The sequence below is a fragment of the Bartonella sp. AU15XJBT genome (genome assembly GCF_028618615.1).
Lineage (GTDB): Bacteria > Pseudomonadota > Alphaproteobacteria > Rhizobiales > Rhizobiaceae > Bartonella.
In genome coordinates, this window is sequence record NZ_JAQITG010000015.1 from 20,135 (window position 1) to 37,997 (window position 17,863).

Genomic DNA, 17,863 nt, shown 5'->3' on the forward strand with positions numbered 1-17,863 from the left:
ATAAAAAAAATTTGCCGTTTTTATCTCTTTTTCAAAGAGAAAAATATCAATTTGTCACAAATTTAATTGGTGAAAAGTCCTATAAAAAGAATTTTTTAATTTCCAAAAGGATCAAAGGAGAAAAATACCGATAAGAAAAAATGCGTATCGTTGTGTTTTTTCTTATAAGGAAAAGAAAGGGGGTGTGGTTGGAGCAGGCTTGCGTTACCCTTGTTTTCCTATCAGACAATGGTGTACAAGGTTGCAACAGCCCTTGCATTAAGAGGTTCATAAGAGCCATTTTTAGTCCTTTCTTGTACAAATTTTATTCACATGGCTCTCCCTGCTTATGACGTGCAAACGAATTTTTGGTTGATTCAAAATAAACAGGTTTGAAAATGAGAGAATCTTATGATTCCGAGTTTCTCATTGAATATAAAAAAAACGAACCATCCTTATAAATAAATTCCTTGTGCTTAAATAGGATGTTTACGCGGGGAGCTTCTTCAGAGAAATCAACAAAGTGTTTGATTTATTAAATACATTTTGTTTTTAAAGTATACTTTATTGTAAACGAACCCCTTTAATAAAAAGGCATTATTTTCATATGGTTAAAGCTATAAGAGAGACAGAAAGTTTTTTCATTCAAATGAATGATCTTATAAAAAGTGTTTTCATCACTCATTTTTTATACTTATATTTGGATAATTGTTATAAATATAATTAAAAATCTTGCGATACTATACATTTTGTGTATAAGTATTTGTTATTGATTTCTTTTGTATGTTATTTAAATTATATCTCTATTCATAAGCCGCGCCGTCAAATGGCGCGGCTTTTTTTTATTGTCTCACATGGGGAGCACTCTATATCTGTTATTGAGATGGCTTTGGATACTTTTCCCATTATTCTCATCAGAGTATTTTGGAATGTCCTTTTGTAATGAAACCTCTAAATTCTTGCGTATTTTTATCTCAATAGGGGGATTTAAAGTAAAAATGCAGGTGTTTGTTTCTTTGTGTTGGTTGTCGTCAGCGGCGTTGAAAAGTAAGGGATCTTTGTTCCTTTTTGATCGAGAGTGATATAGGGGAGCGACACGGGGAAAGTGTAAAATGGGGGGGCGTGCTCAAGGGAGCATTCTTGTAAATACCAGCATGACCAACAATGCCCATGGTTTTTTAATAAAGTTCTGTTTTTTATAGTGTTTGTTGATTTCAATCGGAAAATCTATTCTTTTCCTTTATATGGCAATCTCTTGCATGGAAATCTTTTTTGAGGGATTTTATATCAATGTTATCTCGTTGTCGGGGCGCTTCTTGAGGGGGAGGCGTGTAAGATTACACGTGAGTGTTCGTGTGTGTTGAATATGAGGGGAAATTTTTTCTGTAGAGCCTCATGTAAATGAGGTTTTTTTACATCATATCATGAACTTTTCGGGGAGATTTGATCCATAACGCTTTATAAAATAACGCTTCTTGATCGATGGTGATAGAGATCTCATGAAGGGGGGAAAGACAAAGGGGGAAAACCAAAAGAATTCTGTGAGCTCATCACGCAAACTGGAGCTAACCCCATGCGAACCATATATTAAGCTCTGTTTGTGGCATAGTGTCCTTTTGTTTTATAACTTGTGATAAGCAATTCGGGGAGCTTAAGGGGATTTTTACCGGCAGTAGAAAAAAACATGATGAGACAGCAGGTATCCTTATTTCAGAATGTCTCATGCTTTTGATGATAAAGGCACGCGAAACTCTGTCACGCCTTCCTTTCATATTTGCGCGCTCAGAATTGTTATTTTTTTGATCTTTATGGAGAGGAGACAAGGGGATTGGATATAAAAGATCGGATACAAGCAAGGGACACAAGGGGGAGTGCGACACAAAGAAAAGGCATAAAGGAGAGGCATAAGGGAAGAGATTGATATAAATATTTGGATCGGCAAAGCCAATGATGTTATTATGTGTTATTCCTTGTGTTATGGTCGTTGTTTTACAGCGTTTTTGATAAAAATTCGCAACGTCCTTTCAATCTATTATGCCCTTCGATCCATTCATGTTTGTGGGCCTTATTGTTTTTTTAAGAGAGCGCATGGCTTTTTCTGTTGCTTGTCAATCAATATCAAATCCAAATGCTGCAGCATATTTGAGAGAGATTAAGACGAATAAGAGCCCTACGATTAAGACGGGAGTAACTGTACCCGTGATACCAGCTTTTGTATGCTAGATGGAGCTTTCTGTTTGAGGTTATTTCTAAAATCGGGAGATGATTTGATTGAGAATGTAAAGGCGTACAATTATCTGTTTTGCCAACACCTTTTTGCTTTACGACTTTTAGAACGATCCATATTATTTTTTAATAATGAAGGTCATGTCCTATACTTTTGTTTTTCGTGTCTCTTTTGGGGGATCATGTCTTTCTCGCAAAACCGAACGCCCTCAATATATTTGTCCTGCTTTCAATGTTTGCGACAAGCTCTAAAAGAGCCATCCTCCTCTCAAGCTCATTGCGCGATGGTGATCGTGAATGGTATAAGATCCTCATGAACTATATAAAATGGATAGGGTACTTTTTCTTCTTTACGTTTTATAAAAGAGCGTTCTGGCGCTTTCATCCACTTTTCCAGCCCACAATGTTTGCGACAAGCGCTTAGAACTTGAGACGATCAGAGGCATGATTTTCTTGTACAATTTTAATACACATGGCTCATCCGCTTGTAACGTGCAAACAAGTGGTTTTGATCGATGTACCAGGGAAATAGGTTTGGACATGAGAGAATCTTACGCTATTCGGGTTTCTCATTCAATATGCAAAATAATAAAATATTCTTTATAAATCAATGGAATAGCTTTTGATAAAGACGAATTTTTTATAGATTGGGATGGAGGAAGAATCTTTGTCTTTTAAGGTAGTGGAAAAAATTATAATCTCTGTTTTTTCATAAAGGGGGAAGCTTTTTCACAAGAATTTTATACGATAAAAAAGCAGTAAAAATATTAACAGTACAGAGAAAAAAGAGTCTTTAAGAGTATTGATCGTTTGCTGTTATACCCTGTATTGTGTAAAAAGATACTTTTATCATTTTTTGCTGTAAAAAGCTTCTCTTGGGATGTTTAAAGGGTTATAGTCTTTATGGAAAAAAGAATCCGCGCAAGACAAAAGGCTTATTTCAAAAGATTATATCGCAAAATTGCTTTTGTTTGCGTGATACTTTTTTGTATCGTGATTTTGTGTTTTGTTTTTGCAAAGGCGGTCGGTTATTTTTCTTCTGATAAAAAAATAACACAACAAGCGCCTGTTGAATTGGCGATTCCTGTCTTTGATCTGCGCGTGTATTGCAAGGAAATTTCTGCTACCGTGATGCCCGATATGAAAAGAGAAGTTTATCAGCGTTGCCTTAATTTGGAAAGTGAGGCCTATTTTTCTATTCGTGAAATGTGGGATAAGCTTTCTGATACTGCAAAAAAACAATGTTTGACGATGGTACGACCGGGGGATGGAAATTATTTTCTCTTACGGGATTGTTTTCTCAATAAAAAGGAAAGTGAAAAAGGCAAAAAACGCAATTACTTTTAAGGTGTTATACGGAAATTTAAAAGAATGCGAATTTCGATGAAAAGATAAAAAACGCCTCATAGCTCTCTGACTCTATACCAATAGAATGTCTTTATTTTGTATGAAGCTTGTCATTTAAGGTATGTCGTATAAGGGCATGGATGTCTCTTTGAAGTGTTTGAGGGGGCATGGGGAGAGGTTTCCAGGAGAACTTGTTGAGCTTTTCGTTTAAGGGAAATCACATGCGTGGGAAGCCGATTTTGCGAAGATGCTTTGTGAATGGGGAAAGCGCCCATGAAGTGGATAAAATTTATAGAGCACTCTCATCTTTATGTTTCATAAAAGTGCAAGCTGGCATTCTCATACAGTGAGGCTGTTACGGACAGCCTTTGCTTGGCCTTTGAAACGACCCATAAGAGGCATTTTTAGTCTGTTCTTTATCCGTTTTTACTCTGCGCAGGTTTTCTTTGTGTGCAACGTGCAAGTCAATGATTTGATTGACCCAACAAGAAACAGATTGAGGATGAAAAAATCCTACGGTATGAAGATTTTTTACTCAACACAAAAAAGATGAACGCTCTTTATAAATTAATTTGTTGTACGAATTTGAAAAAAGTTTGATTGTTGACAGACCAATGTGGATAAAAATCCTCGTCCTTTGAGAGTCGTAATTCAATAGATATGACAAAACTGAGTAAAAAAATATTTCTTTATTTGAGAGGGTATAAACTGCAAGGCATGCTTCATGCATAAAGCGCCCTATTGGGTTCTCAAATGAGCTTGTTTTATATCCTTCAGTTTTCTTTATAAGACAAGGATAAGAGAGGAAATACATTATGCCATTCTTATTGATAAACTTTGATGGGGTAATTTTTTAAGAAGAATCTGATTTTTAAGAAACTGTAACGTGTTGGTCGTTTTTGTTTAATAATTTTGATATTTTTTGTATTTAACCATTTGGCTTTTAGGCTTAATTTGTTATCAATGAAGGGGGAGTGGATTCACTTAAAAATCCATGGGGTTAAAATAGAAATTGATAGGATCGTTGGCATGTTAGAGAAAGAAGAGTGGTCTCTTGGTGTTTATAGGGCTTGAATAATACTTCGTATTCATCTATCTATAAGGGCTAAGAGATTTTGTGAAGCGATTGTGAATTATCGCTCGCAAGGGGTTGCTTTAGCGGTGAAGAGAGGCTATATTCATAAAATAAAGAGGTACGCGCAGTGACTCGTTAGGGCGGAAGTACTTATGGGTTTGGGGCACGAGGGGGAAGAATATCGGCGTTTTTAGGAGCGGTGGTTTTAGAGCAAAAGGTGATTTTAAGACAGGAAAAGAGAAGATTCTCATGTTTTTGGCGGGAGTTTTTTCTTTATCAAGTATGTTTTATATGTGTTCCCTTTTTGTTTTCCACAAGGTAATTATTTTTTTAGTGAAATATGGTTTATTTTAAAAAAAACACTTGGCATTTTATGTGAACATCACTAGGTTTCTGCTTGTTGACAGAAAAATGGGGAATTTTTGATTTGCAATTTCCCTGCTGTTTTGTGATTTTCAAGAAAATATATGATTTTATCAATATCAGTAGGGTTCGTTTGAGTGAAATAAAACGCGGATAGCTTGATAACCGTATGTTAAACATGATCAGCATTATCAAAAAAATAATGCAATGAAAATGAAGAAGAGTCAATTAAGACACACACTCCAAAAAGGGATAAAGATGAGGCCACAACAAAATAGACGGGTACGCGGTCGCAATAATAACAATAATGGTAATAACAATAATAATCGTCGCGGTCCTAACCCGTTGTCTCGCAATTATGAAAGTAGCGGTCCGGATGTTAAAATTCGCGGAAATGCTCAGCAAATTGCCGATAAATACATCAGTCTTGCGCGTGATGCACAAGGTGCTGGTGATCGCGTGATGTCGGAGAATTATTTACAACATGCCGAGCACTATTTGCGTATTATTTTAGCAGCAGCTGGGCAAATGGCTCAATCGGCGCGACGTGATGAAAATCGTGATGACGAAAATCGTGATGAAAACAACGGGCAAGAATGCGGTGAAATAAATTCTGAAGGTCAAAAAAGAGATGCTATCGAGTGTGATACAGATGTATTACAGACACAGTCGCAAAAAAATGGTCATGCTCCATATGCCAAAGCACAAAATGGGGATGCGCGTGAAAATGCTGTCGAGGCTCTAGCGGATGAAAAAACGGATCAGGAGAACTGTCGCTCTGAGGAAAATGTTGAACCGGTTAAGAAAACGCGTCGTTCTCCGCGTCGGCGTACTGTACGGGCTAAAGACGAGTCAGCCCCTGAGCTTTCACTGACAACAGCAGAAAGCTCTCAAAATGGGGATGCGTCAACATCAAAAGAGGAGGTTTCTTCTTTGCCTGGATTAAGTGAGGGAATACAGAGAAAAACGCGTCGCCGCCGTGTGGTCAATCTTGAAGCAGAGGAAAATGTTTAAACGCCTCAAGAATGCTGTATAAGTGCTTGTGGAGTTGTTGGTGTAATGATGAATTTATAGGTACGGGGCTTCTTGCGCTTTCCTTGAATTTTCATTCTTCGCGCTGTCATGGCAACATTGCAAATAGGGGGCGACAGAGAAGCTTATCTCTTGGTGTGCAAGTAGATTGAAGGGATATAGAGAAAATCCACGTTCGTGTATTTTAAGAGGTCGTTCTTTTATAAAGAAACGATTGCTTTGTTTATTCGCACTTGTGTTTAATATCTCTCAATGGACTCCACCCCATTTTGCTACGGCAGTGCTGTAGTGTGAAATCCATCGGCCATCTCTGCTTAATAAACTGTCTTTGCTTAATAAAAGGTGCAGGCTGGGCATTATTGCTCTCATTATCAATGTTGCAACAGCTTTTCCTTTGGCTCTTGAAATCAGTTCGTAAGAGGTATTTTATTCATACGCTTCTTTGCTGGGATTGTTTGAGGAAATGATTTTGATGAATTTCATCATGAATAGAGTTGAAATGAGAAAATCTTACGGTATTTGAAGCACTCGTTTGGCATGCAAATGAATAATCATTATAAATTAATAGGCTTAATTTTTGTACTCAAGAAGGTGTATTTCTCACCCTTTCATTTGAGTTTTTATAGGTAATATCCGTTTTTTTAAGAATGGGAATGCCTTGACTGAAAGATTGCCTCTTTATCTCGAAGAGGTGAGGGGAGAGGGAGAAAAATACTGTCGCACAAGTGGTCTCATCTTTAAGCTGAGAAAAATGTTTAAATACCTCAAGAGTGCTGTATAAGTGTTTGTGGTGCTGTTGGTGTAATGGTGAATTTATAGGTACGGTTTCTTGCGTTTTCCTTGAATTTTCATTCTTCGCGTTGTCATGGCAACATTGCAAATAGGAGGCGACAGAGAAGCTTATCTCTTGGCGTGCAAGTAGATTGAGGAGATATAGAGAAAAAATCCACTGTCGTAAAAGTGGTCCCATCTTTAAGCTGAGGAAAATTTTTAAGATTCAAAAATGTTGTGTAAACCGGTGATGTTGGTTTGCTTAATGAGGCATTGTTGTTGATATTTCTTCTGTTGTCTCAATAGAAAGAACGGCAATCAGTTCACCGGTATGATAGTTGTAAATCATAAGTTTTGTTTGGCCATCAGGGGTTAAAATCTTGAAGCTAATATTGTGTTCTGAGAGGCTTTGCGACAAAACTTGTGTTTTTTTCGGTAGGGAGAGCGTGTGGTGAATAACGTGTGTATTTTTGCTATGGGAGGAAGAGAGCTCTGTTTGTTTTGGCGCAGATCCCGTTGTAACTTTATAAACGATTAAAAACAGGACGATCAGAATAAGGAAGAGCGTTATTAAAACGGAAATAATCATTAAACCCATCAGTTTTTTTCTCACCCGTTCTACAGCAGGATCTAGGGGGGGGAGATCTTGGGGCAGAGGATTTTGCTCTGTGTGATGGTCTTTTGAAGGTTGCATTGGTTTATTATCCATCAGGTCTTCTGTTGATTATTTTTTCAGATCTGATGGGTTTATGCTTTTAGAGTTTTTTGTGCAAGAGGTTTGTGGAAGAAGAACGCAGAAGAGGCAGTGAAGTTGGTAAAATGTCTTCTTTGTGGACTGTCGATATCTTGTCATTAACATTTTGGCTTTTAAGCAGGAAATTTCCGTGGTTTGTTACAGACCAGATCAATTTTACTTTTTGTTGATGTAAATTGGGGTGGACACTTATGCATTGGGCAAAAATTTGTTGTCCATAAAATGCAGATTTTTTTATGGATGGCACCATGGCTTGTTCACATGCTTGAGCCGTTGAGTAGATTTTAGCCATTCTATTGTTTGAATAGCAACTGTTAAAATCATCTGTACATGAAACCAATAAGAGAATAAAAATAAGGGGATTCATAAAATATTTTCCAAATGAACAGTTGACAGCGTGGACTCCAATTTATCAGCTTATAGCTTCTTCATTGTTAAACGTTTTTAAAGTTTTTTTGTTCCAAGGGGTTCCAAGGGGTTCCAAGGGGTTCCAAGGGGTTCCAAGGGGTTCCAAGGGGTTCCAAGGGGTTCCAAGGGGTTCCAAGGGGTTCCAAGGGGTTCCAAGGGGTTCCAAGGGGTTCCAAGGGGTTCCAAGCCCAAAGCAAGGATCTTCTATATTGAATCAATCAAAATCATTGGCGCGCACGTCATAAAAGCCAAGTTTGGGAGGAAAACTGGTGGGCGGAAAATATTAAAAAAACACTAAAAATATCTCTTGTAAATGCTCTTTGATGTCAAAGGTTTCTTGTATCGCGGGATAATGATGCGCATCTGATACTTTTATGGAGTAAACAAGGGACATGAAGGTCAAGAGGGGCGTGCTTAATGGCTTATTGGGGGGAAGTACTCTATTTACAGGCGTTGCTTTGAAATGAGCTTGGAGGCTATTGAGAAATATTAAAAAGTGCGTGAAGAAAAAAGTATCTTCTGTTTTGGATGTTCTCTTTTGTGTGAAGAGGATGATCCAGAACGCGATAAATAAACGTGTAATTTCCATGAGTTCATTGTCATTGTCGTGGATGCTTTAAGCTCCGTAAAGTTGAAGAGTGACGATAGATGTTGGCTATAACTCTTGAAATTTCATCTTCTTCCAAAATGAAAATATATGCGCATTGCGAAAATTACACAAAAAGAGTGGGGGAATAGGCACGCTTTGATTTGGTCTATAAAAGCTTAAGGCGGCTTGCTCTTCATCGTTTGGTTTTTTGTCTTATAAATAGGCCGTTATAGGAGGGATAGAAGTTGATTGACAGCGGGAAGGGGGTCTTTGACTGGAGCAAAGTTTTCATTGTTAAGGTTTTTGCGAGGTTGGAAAATATCTTCTCTGTGCTTAACAAAAACAGTGCTGAATAGGTTGGAAATTTTTCTGAAGAGAGGAAGTTTATGGTTTGAAAGGTTTTTTCAAGAAAAAATATCAAAATAAGTATCAGGAACAGAAAGGCAATAAACAATTCCTTCTTTTGTCCATTTGAAGGAAGCTGAACCATTGACAGAAATGGGAACGATTTTTTCGAGAACAGCACTGCCAAAACAGGCTTTTTTATTGTTTGTGGGAGGAACGCCGGATTCAAAGTGTTCATTCCAAGTGATGAGAAGTTGTGCTTTGCCATTCAGTTTTGTTTCGATTTCACAGCGTACACAAACGCTACCCTTTTCTTGGGAAAGGGCTCCAAAAGAAAGAGAATTGACAATCAGTTCATGAAAAGCCAAACCAATATGCAAAGCGGCATTGGGAAAAAGATAAGGATCAACGCCCTCAAGTGAAAAACGTTCTGTTTCTTTCATTAAATAGCCTAAAGCTTGCGTTTGGACCAATTCACGAAATTGGGCGCCACGCCAATCGGAATCGGTGATCAGATCTTGAGAATGAGAAAGAGAATGAAGACGACCTTGAAATTTGCGTAAGAAAACCTGAAGTGTTTCCGTATAGCGGGCCGTCTGGCTGGCAATACTTTGTATGATGGCTAGAAGATTTTTAGAACGGTGGCTTACTTCTCGTAGGAGGATTTTAAGCACTTGTTCACGGCGGCGTAAGCCGGAAATATTAACACCGGTGGTGATAATACCGATAATGTCTCCATTGTCATTGCGGTGGCAATCAATAGAAAATTTGTACCAAATCTCTTGTTTGCTTGTATCTTCAAAACGTGCCTCAACAGTTTGCATTTTGCCACTGGCTAAAACCTGCAATTTAATGGTTTCCATATTGTCTGCAAGGTCAAACGAAAAAAAATCGCTGTCACGACACCCAACCCGCCATTTATGGTGCAAATGGTGCGGTAAGTTTTCAGCCCATAAATAAACAAGATTTGTTGCCTGATAGAGAACACAAATATCAGCACCACGAATCGCTTGCATGAGCGCACTCATATGAGATCTGTCCATGGGAGGCTTTGAAAGAGGCGTAACAATCATAATTGAAGAGGTTTACTTTGTTTCAAGCCGCTTTAGAAGCATTCTCTTGAAAAAATAAAGCTTGAGAAATAAGCGCTTTCACCATATCAGGGTTAAAAGGTTTGGTCACTAAAAAAGTCGGTTCTGGACGCTCGCCGGTGAGTAACCTTTCGGGAAAAGCCGTGATGAAAATCACCGGTATACGATCATTTTTCAAAATCTCATTGACCGCATCAATACCTGAACTATTATCGGCTAACTGAATATCCGCTAAAATCAACCGTGGCTTTTTCTTATGATACATGATGACAGCTTCATCACGCGTGCGCGCTATGCCGACAACATGATGACCTAGGCTTTCGACCATTTGCTCAATATCAAGCGCAATAAGAGGCTCATCTTCAATAATCATCACTTCTGTTGCAATTTGCTGAGAAATATCAACGGATGCTTGGTTGAGAAGCTTGCGAAATTCCTTCGTCTCTAGATCCATGATTTCGCTGGCTTCTTGTTCATTAAATCCTTCAACGGCAATGAGCAAAAATGCTTGGCGTGCACGAGGCGTGAGATAGGATAATTTGGCACTGGTTTTTTGTTCAAGTCCAAATTGTGGCAGGGGTTCAGGGATATTCGGGGTGGTTTGGTCAAAAAGATGGCAAAAAAGCCAATAGGTACCAATTCGGTCACTGGATGCTTCGGGAAAAATGGAAATGTCGGCAATGAGCGCTTCCAACATCGCTGATACATAAGCATCGCCAGAGGATTGGCTCCCCGTGACAGAGCGGGCAAAACGCCGAAGATAGGGAAGATGCGGGGCAATGCGCGTTGATAATGACATAATTTATAACTCCTTTGACCTTTCAAGCATTTTGTTGGTTGAAATTCTCAACAGATAAAAAAGTTCCTTGATTTGTATGGAACTTTTCCCCGAGAGTTATATTTACAACCATAAGGCGAAAATTCTTCGCGGTGCTATTTGTATTATATGGATTAGGGGGATGAAAAATGAACGACCGTGATGAAAAAAATCTCACCACACAATTTAAAGTTGGAGATGATCTTCTCGGGGCTAACAGTGAAATAGCACGGAAATTACGCCAATTTTACATGGAAATTCAAGAAGAAGCGCTGCCACGGCGTTTGCTCGAGCTTTTAGAGAAGTTGGAGCGTGTAGAGCAATTTGGCTTAAACAATGTGGAAAAGGTTTGAATCCTTTATGTCAAATTGTGCGAAAAACTTTAAACAAGAACTCCTTTTGGTGTTGCCGGCTTTACGCGCTTTTGCTGTTTCTTTAAGTGGCAAGCATGATAAAGCCGAAGATTTGGTCCAAGATACGGTTATGAAAGCATGGGCTAAGCAAGACAGTTTTGAAATGGGAACCAATCTCAAAGCTTGGCTTTTTACGATTTTGCGCAATGAATTTTATAGTCAAATGCGCAAAAAGGGTAGGGAAGTTCAAGATACCGACGGCGTATTTACCCAAAATGTTGCGGTTCATCCTGCTCAATATGGAACGCTTGATTTGCAGGATTTTAAAAAAGCCTTAAATCTGCTTTCAGCCGATCAAAGAGAAGCCATTATTCTCATTGGAGCATCGGGGTTTTCTTATGAAGATGCTGCGGCTATTTGTGGCTGTGCTGTTGGAACCATTAAAAGCCGTGTGAGCAGGGCGCGTCATCGATTACAGAAACTTCTTAATGTCGATGGTGAATCCGATTATGGTCCTGATTCTTATTCAGCTGGAAGTACATTGTGTTCATTTAACGGCTAAAAAAGCATAATAATTATGATGGATAGCCTTGTTTTTTTTATTCCCGTTATAGCTATTACAGTAAAGTCAGTATCTGAGGAAATTCAGAATGTTTGGCGTGTATCTCTTCGGAACACAAGCAAAGTCTATATGAAACGCGCTCATGGGCTTTTGGTGTTTGTTCCATAAGGTTGCCTTCCTTTGTACTGAAAAATGACGACTTTCAAGTTCGCCAATGGAAATTCTATGACAACAAAGACAAATTTGCTGCCTCAAATGCCTTCTTCTGATGTAACAATATCACGCTGGAGATGGGCTGCGATTGTTGTTTCTCTTGTTATGGCTCTTTTAGCTTCGATTTTTATTATGTTGCTTTCAAATGCCGTTGATCGAGAAGTTGCTCAGTTAAATACGAGTTCAGAATTACGTGAACAGGCTGATTTAGTCCTTATTAGCCTGATTGATATGGCTGTTGCTGATCGCAGCTATGCAAAAACCAGAAAGCCAGAAGATAAAGCACATTTTGAAAATGCGGCACGAGAACTCGAGGATATTCTCGATTATACGGAGCTTATTGTTTATGCTCATCCGCAATGGGATGAGTGGTTTACGGCTTTTAAAAAGGAAGTCGAAGCACGAAAAGCATTTATGAATGCTCATATGCAAGCTCTTGATACACTTCCTGATCAATCTTCTCAACCTTTCGCGTCTCTGGAAGTCTCAAGGATTCCCGTAGCACGTTTAGCCCAATTAATGACAAGTTTTATTAATGGCGATGATGTGGTGCGACAAAAACAGCGTGAGGGCATCGCATTGATGCGGGCTGCTTTAACATTGGCGGCTATTGTTTCTGTTGTGAGTACTTTTATTTCTGCCTATTTTGTTATTAATCGTTTTCATCGTGATGTGCGCTCTTTAAAATTGTATCAATTGCTGCTTCATAGCGAAAATATCGCTCTAGAAGCCCGTGTGAAAGAACGAACTCAAGAATTAGAAAGGGCACGCAATCACGCCGAAAAAGAGCGCCAACGGGTTGAAATATTGTTGCAGGATGCAAGTCATCGCATTGGCAACTCCCTTGGGACAGTGTCTTCTTTGCTGGGGCTTCAATTAAGTCGGAGTAAAAATGAAGAGGTGCGTTCTGTGCTTGGGGCCGCACGGGATCGTATTCAGACAATTTCCACAGCACACCGTCGTTTGCGCTTGAGTGATGATATGGAAACGACTTTCTTGGCAGATTTTCTCAGTTCTGTTGTGCATGATGTCGAATTAGCGGTCCCTTTTGAATTGCGTGAAAACATTACCATTCATACGAACTTTAAAGATTGTCGCCTGTCTTCAAGAGATGCCACAACCCTTGGAATTATCCTTGGTGAATTGTTGACCAATTCCTTAAAACATGCCTTTCCTGATCAACGAGAGGGGCATATTTATATCTCCTTTGGTCCTGAGCCAAATGGACAATTGATGCTCATTGTCGAAGATGATGGTGTGGGCATGAAAAGCCAAACTTCAGAACAAAAGACGGGACTTGGTCGTGTGGTTGTGGAACAGCTTTGTATGCAATTTGGTGAAAAACCTCTTTTTGAAACATCTTCTTTAGGAGGGACAAAGATCGTCATTCCTTTACCAAAACTCAACACGAAGAATTCAAAAAAAATCTCTGACTGATTTTTAAAAGCATAAATTTTTTCTGTTTATTTGTTTTCAAGAGAAGAAAATAAAATAATATGACTCCGCGAAACCATCACCATTCATATAAAAGTTGCTTGTCTTCAAGAGATGCCACAACCCTTGGAATTATCCTTGGTAAATTTCTGACCAATTCCTTAAAACATGCTTTTCCTGATCATCGTGTCCCTCAAATTTATATTTCCTTTGGTCTTAAGCCAAATGGATAATTGATGCTCATTGTTGAAGATGATGGCGTGGGGATGAAGAGCCAAACTTCAGCACAAAAGACGGGACTTGGTCCGCGTGGGGGTAGAACAGCTTTCATATGCAATTGGGTGGAAAATCTCTTTTTGAAACGCCTTCTTTAGGAGGAAAAAAAATTGTCATTCCTTTGCCAAAACTCAACATAGGCAGTGAAAAGAATACACCGCTCTCATAAAGCTCTCTTTGAGAGTTCCTTTTGGTTTGTTGAGGTTAAAAAGAAAAAATGCCTTTATAAATCACTATAACTCTCAAAGAATTCTTTATCACTCCCTATGAGACCAAGATCTCTGAACAAAGTTGGTTCTCCGTCATTTTCACACTAAGCTTCAACATGGATATTTTTCCCCTCTACTTTGATGGGGTAATAGTCTCCTCTAAAGAGTGCTCCTGCTGTATAGACTGGAATGTTTCCAAAGACTTTATTATCTTGTGCGTGGCGATAGGATCGATGATGCACGTGTCCAACAAAGATTGCTTTGACATTATGGGAGGGAATGATGGATTTAAATACCGACAAGATCTTTGGAGTTTTTTGAGTCTAGGAAATGTGAATTTTCTTCAGTGAAAGCTGGGCGAGTATCGTAACTTTCCATCTTGTATCAGCAGCAGCTAAATCTTTTTTTAGCCAATCCAAAGATTTCTTAATGTTCACTGAAGTTGTGCGTTCTTTTAAACGCACTTCATAAGTTGGATAATTGTGAAGTTATACGTAGTGAATATCTCCATGATCTCGTGAATAACTCAAACTTCTTATCTATCAGATAAAGACCGTTAAAAAAGGATTTCTCAGTGAGATCTTGAGAAAAATTCGAGAGGATTTTCTTGTATTTCTGCTATCAATCTTTCAACAGCGCTTATTACACAGGCAGTGCGGGGAAAATTGAACGCTTTAGGAATCCTACAATTACCAACATTATTAGCATAATCATGATTGTCGCGTCCTTCATAAACAGGAGCACCTAGGTTTTTATAGATGTTGGCATCGTTGTCATATGTTTCTCTTCGACCGTATTCTGTTAAGTCACCATTCCCCATGAAAAAGTCTGCTTTGTGTGATTTGAGTGCCTATGCAATTTTTTTATTTTCTCTGATCCACTTATCTCTGTTTTTTGTCGCGTTAGGATCCCCATAGTTCAAGCGCCATGGTTGTGGATAGGCTATAATGATAACAGTATAGCCTTTGCTAGACTGAGATTGCTTTTGAGATTGCTTATTGCTTTTGAATCATTACTTTCTTGAGGTGGCTGTATTTTGGAAGCGTTATCATTGTTACTTGAAAGAAGTTTTAAGAGCTGAAAAAAAATCGAGTCAATTGAAGGAAGATAAGTTTTATATCAATGATATCTAATAAATTATCTCTTCATTCAATATTTTGTAATTTGTAGCTTTATTTTATCTAACTATTATTTATTTGTTTTTTATAGAAAAATTTAAACTTTGTTATTAATCGTGAGCTTTTAAAATATAGAGAATAATGCAGTTTTTAGTTTCTTGATAGAATATATTATAAGAGAAGAGTCACCTTTATATTTCACCTGTACGTCTTGATAAGGGGATAGAGGCTATGATTATTTTTGAGCATTGTTTTATTTTTTGCGTATTCTTAGACGATAAAATATTCTTAAGTGTGGAAATGCCTTTGAGGTCGTTTAAACTCTAGGATATTTTTTAGAAACATTAAGCGCTGATAAGCTTTTGTGAGGAATACAATTGTGCAGGGTGTTTTCATGCTTTAAGTTTCTTCAGAGGGTGTTATCGGACTTTTGATTAAGGAATCAATATTGTTTTTTTCTTGTAGGAATATTTGCAGGTCTTGATTGGTTAAGGCTTTGCTGTCGGGTATACGGATACGCATGGGATCAACTTTGATGCCATTAACAATGATTTCAAAATGACAATGGGGACCGGTTGCCATTCCTGTTGAGCCAACATAGCCGATGACTTGTCCCTGACGTACTTTCACGCCTGGTTTGATGTCTGGTGCATAACGGCTTTGATGCGAATAACTGCTGACATATCCATTGGCATGTTGAATTTCTGTATGATTTCCGTAGCCGCCTGTTACGCCTACTTTTGTCACAATACCATCTCCTATAGCAATAATGGGAGATCCTTTAGGCGCTACCCAATCAACCCCTGTATGCATGCGCACATAGCCTAAAATAGGATGTTTGCGTGGACCAAAGGGTGAGCCAAAAATGCCATTTGGTGTAGGTTTGCGCAGCAAGAAAGGCTTTGAACTTTTCCCTTCAGAATCATAATAATCAACGCTTCCGTCTTTTAATTGATAACGGTAATATTTGTAAGTTGTATTGCCAAAAGTTGCACTAATATAACGAATTTCTGGATCAGTGCTTTGAGACGATTCTTTTTCTTTTAGGTTCTTTTTGCCATTTTGGGTTTCTTTATCGCTTTGTGGTACGGCATAAAATATTTCGATCTGATCATTTGGGGTTATTCGGCTTTTCATATCAATATTGGTGGACAGCAGACGAATAAGACGATGAGAAAGCGATTGCGATATATTATGACTCAGCAAAGCACTATAGAGTGCATCATAAGCTGTTGGTAATTGTGCGCTATTGATATAAGAATGTGGAATACCATTTTGAAAAGCCGTTTTAAGTGCTCTAGACATTTTGGGTTCTGTGCTTTCAATGAATTGGCCTTTATCATTTAGGGCAATGGTGAGAACATGATACATCCCTTGATAAATACTTGCGCGTACGAGATGGTCTTCTTCTCCAGCTTGTGTCACGATACCAATGCGTAAAAGACTTCCCTCTTTAAGGGTATCGGAAAGGTTAAACTTTTCTAGAGTGCTTACAACTTGTTCAACTTGATTCTTTGTGTAACTGGTTTTTTTAAAAGCATCAGCGATCTTTTGTCTTTTACGAATAGGAATAATATCTTCAACATAATTTTTTGCCAGATCGATACGGTGATTTTGAGGAGAAACGGTTACATTTTCTTGAACGATTCGGACTTCAGGGGATTCTGTTCCTTGGGAATCAGAAGATACATCTTCTAATTTTAAAGGATCAATGAGTGTGAGAACTGAAAGGAATTCGGTACTTTTTTCTAAAGTAAATCCAGCTTTTTGTACCTCTTGTTGTGCTTCTTCATCGGTTAGTGTATCGGTGTCCTCAAAATCGAATTGACTAACTTTAAAATCATAGCTGCGTAAGGTGAGTTTTGTTTCGATTTTTGCACCGTAAATCTGCCCAGAATCATGTAGTTTGATGCTTTGATTTTTCGAATCACTGGCAAGAATGCTTAAAGAATCAAATTTTGGATAATTATATTGCTGGGGACGCTTTTCGGCTAACGCCATGCGAATCCATTCAAAATGTTGTGTTTGAATGACTTTTTCATCCCCCTTTTTTTGCAGAATTGATAGTTCAAATTGGCGTTTACTATCGAAGCTTTGCCGTGCATGCGTGGGTGCAATACGATCCCCTTTATACCCATTGGCTTCAGGGTCTTGTGCTTGTGAGAGATTTTCTTGTGTAAACCATTGTGGCGGTGTTACCAATCGCTGTTGTTCATCAAGAGCTGTAAAAAGTGCAATCCCCATAAGAATGCAGGAAGTGATTCCTGTCAGCACCGTTCCTGTAAGCCAACGCGCCGAGACTTGTCGGCGCTCAGGTCGCAAGCGTTTAACGACAAGAGCAGGATCCTGTCCGGGATCGTTTTTTTGTTGTTCATTATCCCACATAGATTTTAAGCATACTTTTCAATATTAAATGAGGAAAGCTAACATAGCTTAGCACGTTTCTACAAGAATTTGATTTACAGATTACAGATCATGCAAATTCTTTTTATACCGCAATGCCCCATAATTCCTATATCGAGAAATTCCTTTAAACCAATATTTAAAATAGCGTAAAACAAAGACTATAATGATTAACCCCTTCAAAGGTATTTGCTGTTTTTATGCATTGTAATGGAGCGTTATACTTTCTTTAAAGTTGTCTTGTTTCTTTGATAATATTTTGAGCTTTCAAGTTTTAATATTGTTTATTTTTATTGTAATAGATTGCAATACAACCTGTTGTACTCATATTTTATTTTTGAAAAAAGTCAAAAATGATATTGACTCTTTGTTTGAAAGAGTACTATATACGCTGAGTAACGAGAGCGGTTTCTGCTTGCGATGGTTGGTTTTGCTCTTGTTTTATGGACTAAGAATTATCATATACGCGGTGTTTTGCCTTTTAGGTTTTTATTTTGC

Annotated in this window: 12 protein-coding genes and 1 pseudogene; 6 read left to right on the forward strand and 7 right to left on the reverse strand. The window is 38.3% G+C overall.

Annotation, left to right across the window (positions count from 1 at the left end; translation table 11 throughout):
• The first annotated feature begins 3,108 nt into the window (after positions 1-3,108).
• Together PVV57_RS07165 and PVV57_RS07170 are read left to right on the forward strand one after the other, a co-directional pair.
• Positions 3,109-3,552: a hypothetical protein gene (locus PVV57_RS07165; protein ID WP_273783717.1), complete on the forward strand. Its 444-nt coding sequence runs from the start codon at positions 3,109-3,111 to the stop codon at positions 3,550-3,552.
• Between the two features lie 1,696 nt (positions 3,553-5,248).
• Entirely contained in the window at positions 5,249-6,004 is a 756-nt protein-coding gene (locus PVV57_RS07170; RefSeq protein ID WP_273719188.1) for a DUF4167 domain-containing protein, read from the forward strand.
• 1,051 nt (positions 6,005-7,055) lie between these two features.
• Here the strand turns inward: PVV57_RS07170 and PVV57_RS07175 are convergent.
• From PVV57_RS07175 to PVV57_RS07190, 4 genes are all read right to left on the reverse strand, one after another.
• On the reverse strand, positions 7,056-7,502 hold the full coding sequence (locus tag PVV57_RS07175) for a hypothetical protein (RefSeq protein WP_273783718.1): 447 nt from the start codon (positions 7,500-7,502) through the stop codon (positions 7,056-7,058).
• A gap of 46 nt (positions 7,503-7,548) precedes the next feature.
• The gene (locus PVV57_RS07180; protein ID WP_273719186.1) at positions 7,549-7,914 is read right to left on the reverse strand and encodes a hypothetical protein; all 366 of its coding nucleotides are present in this window, start codon (positions 7,912-7,914) and stop codon (positions 7,549-7,551) included.
• Between the two features lie 1,034 nt (positions 7,915-8,948).
• A complete protein-coding gene (locus tag PVV57_RS07185; RefSeq protein WP_273783719.1) occupies positions 8,949-9,962 on the reverse strand; it encodes a sensor histidine kinase in 1,014 nt (337 codons plus the stop codon).
• Positions 9,963-9,984: 22 nt separating this feature from the next.
• Positions 9,985-10,779 (reverse strand): response regulator, encoded by a 795-nt coding sequence (locus PVV57_RS07190; protein WP_273719184.1) that lies wholly within the window; start codon positions 10,777-10,779, stop codon positions 9,985-9,987.
• A gap of 167 nt (positions 10,780-10,946) precedes the next feature.
• Between PVV57_RS07190 and PVV57_RS07195 the strand changes: the two genes are divergently transcribed.
• The 4 genes and pseudogenes from PVV57_RS07195 to PVV57_RS07210 form a co-directional block, all read left to right on the forward strand.
• Positions 10,947-11,150 (forward strand): NepR family anti-sigma factor, encoded by a 204-nt coding sequence (locus tag PVV57_RS07195; protein ID WP_273719183.1) that lies wholly within the window; start codon positions 10,947-10,949, stop codon positions 11,148-11,150.
• Between the two features lie 7 nt (positions 11,151-11,157).
• A complete protein-coding gene (locus PVV57_RS07200; protein ID WP_273719182.1) occupies positions 11,158-11,712 on the forward strand; it encodes an RNA polymerase sigma factor in 555 nt (184 codons plus the stop codon).
• A gap of 225 nt (positions 11,713-11,937) precedes the next feature.
• Positions 11,938-13,362, forward strand: a complete 1,425-nt coding sequence (locus PVV57_RS07205) for a sensor histidine kinase (protein WP_273719181.1) — start codon at positions 11,938-11,940, stop codon at positions 13,360-13,362.
• 77 nt (positions 13,363-13,439) lie between these two features.
• A pseudogene (locus PVV57_RS07210) lies at positions 13,440-13,804 on the forward strand (ATP-binding protein); the annotation flags it as partial.
• Positions 13,805-13,948: 144 nt separating this feature from the next.
• Here the strand turns inward: PVV57_RS07210 and PVV57_RS07215 are convergent.
• The 3 genes from PVV57_RS07215 to PVV57_RS07225 all read right to left on the reverse strand — a co-directional run bounded on the left by PVV57_RS07215 (position 13,949) and on the right by PVV57_RS07225 (position 17,347).
• Positions 13,949-14,146, reverse strand: a complete 198-nt coding sequence (locus PVV57_RS07215) for a hypothetical protein (protein WP_273719180.1) — start codon at positions 14,144-14,146, stop codon at positions 13,949-13,951.
• Positions 14,147-14,415: 269 nt separating this feature from the next.
• Positions 14,416-14,664 (reverse strand): hypothetical protein, encoded by a 249-nt coding sequence (locus PVV57_RS07220; protein ID WP_273719179.1) that lies wholly within the window; start codon positions 14,662-14,664, stop codon positions 14,416-14,418.
• 697 nt (positions 14,665-15,361) lie between these two features.
• Positions 15,362-17,347 (reverse strand): M23 family metallopeptidase, encoded by a 1,986-nt coding sequence (locus PVV57_RS07225; protein ID WP_273783721.1) that lies wholly within the window; start codon positions 17,345-17,347, stop codon positions 15,362-15,364.
• Between the last annotated feature and the right edge of the window lie 516 nt (positions 17,348-17,863).

Coding starts and splice junctions, on each gene's coding strand:
- PVV57_RS07175 (WP_273783718.1), bottom strand. CDS start 7,502: ATGGATAATAAACCAATGCAACCTTCAAAAGACCATCACACAGAGCAA.
- PVV57_RS07190 (WP_273719184.1), bottom strand. CDS start 10,779: ATGTCATTATCAACGCGCATTGCCCCGCATCTTCCCTATCTTCGGCGT.
- PVV57_RS07195 (WP_273719183.1), top strand. CDS start 10,947: ATGAACGACCGTGATGAAAAAAATCTCACCACACAATTTAAAGTTGGA.
- PVV57_RS07180 (WP_273719186.1), bottom strand. CDS start 7,914: ATGAATCCCCTTATTTTTATTCTCTTATTGGTTTCATGTACAGATGAT.
- PVV57_RS07170 (WP_273719188.1), top strand. CDS start 5,249: ATGAGGCCACAACAAAATAGACGGGTACGCGGTCGCAATAATAACAAT.
- PVV57_RS07200 (WP_273719182.1), top strand. CDS start 11,158: ATGTCAAATTGTGCGAAAAACTTTAAACAAGAACTCCTTTTGGTGTTG.
- PVV57_RS07220 (WP_273719179.1), bottom strand. CDS start 14,664: ATGGGGAATGGTGACTTAACAGAATACGGTCGAAGAGAAACATATGAC.
- PVV57_RS07225 (WP_273783721.1), bottom strand. CDS start 17,347: ATGTGGGATAATGAACAACAAAAAAACGATCCCGGACAGGATCCTGCT.
- PVV57_RS07185 (WP_273783719.1), bottom strand. CDS start 9,962: ATGATTGTTACGCCTCTTTCAAAGCCTCCCATGGACAGATCTCATATG.
- PVV57_RS07205 (WP_273719181.1), top strand. CDS start 11,938: ATGACAACAAAGACAAATTTGCTGCCTCAAATGCCTTCTTCTGATGTA.
- PVV57_RS07165 (WP_273783717.1), top strand. CDS start 3,109: ATGGAAAAAAGAATCCGCGCAAGACAAAAGGCTTATTTCAAAAGATTA.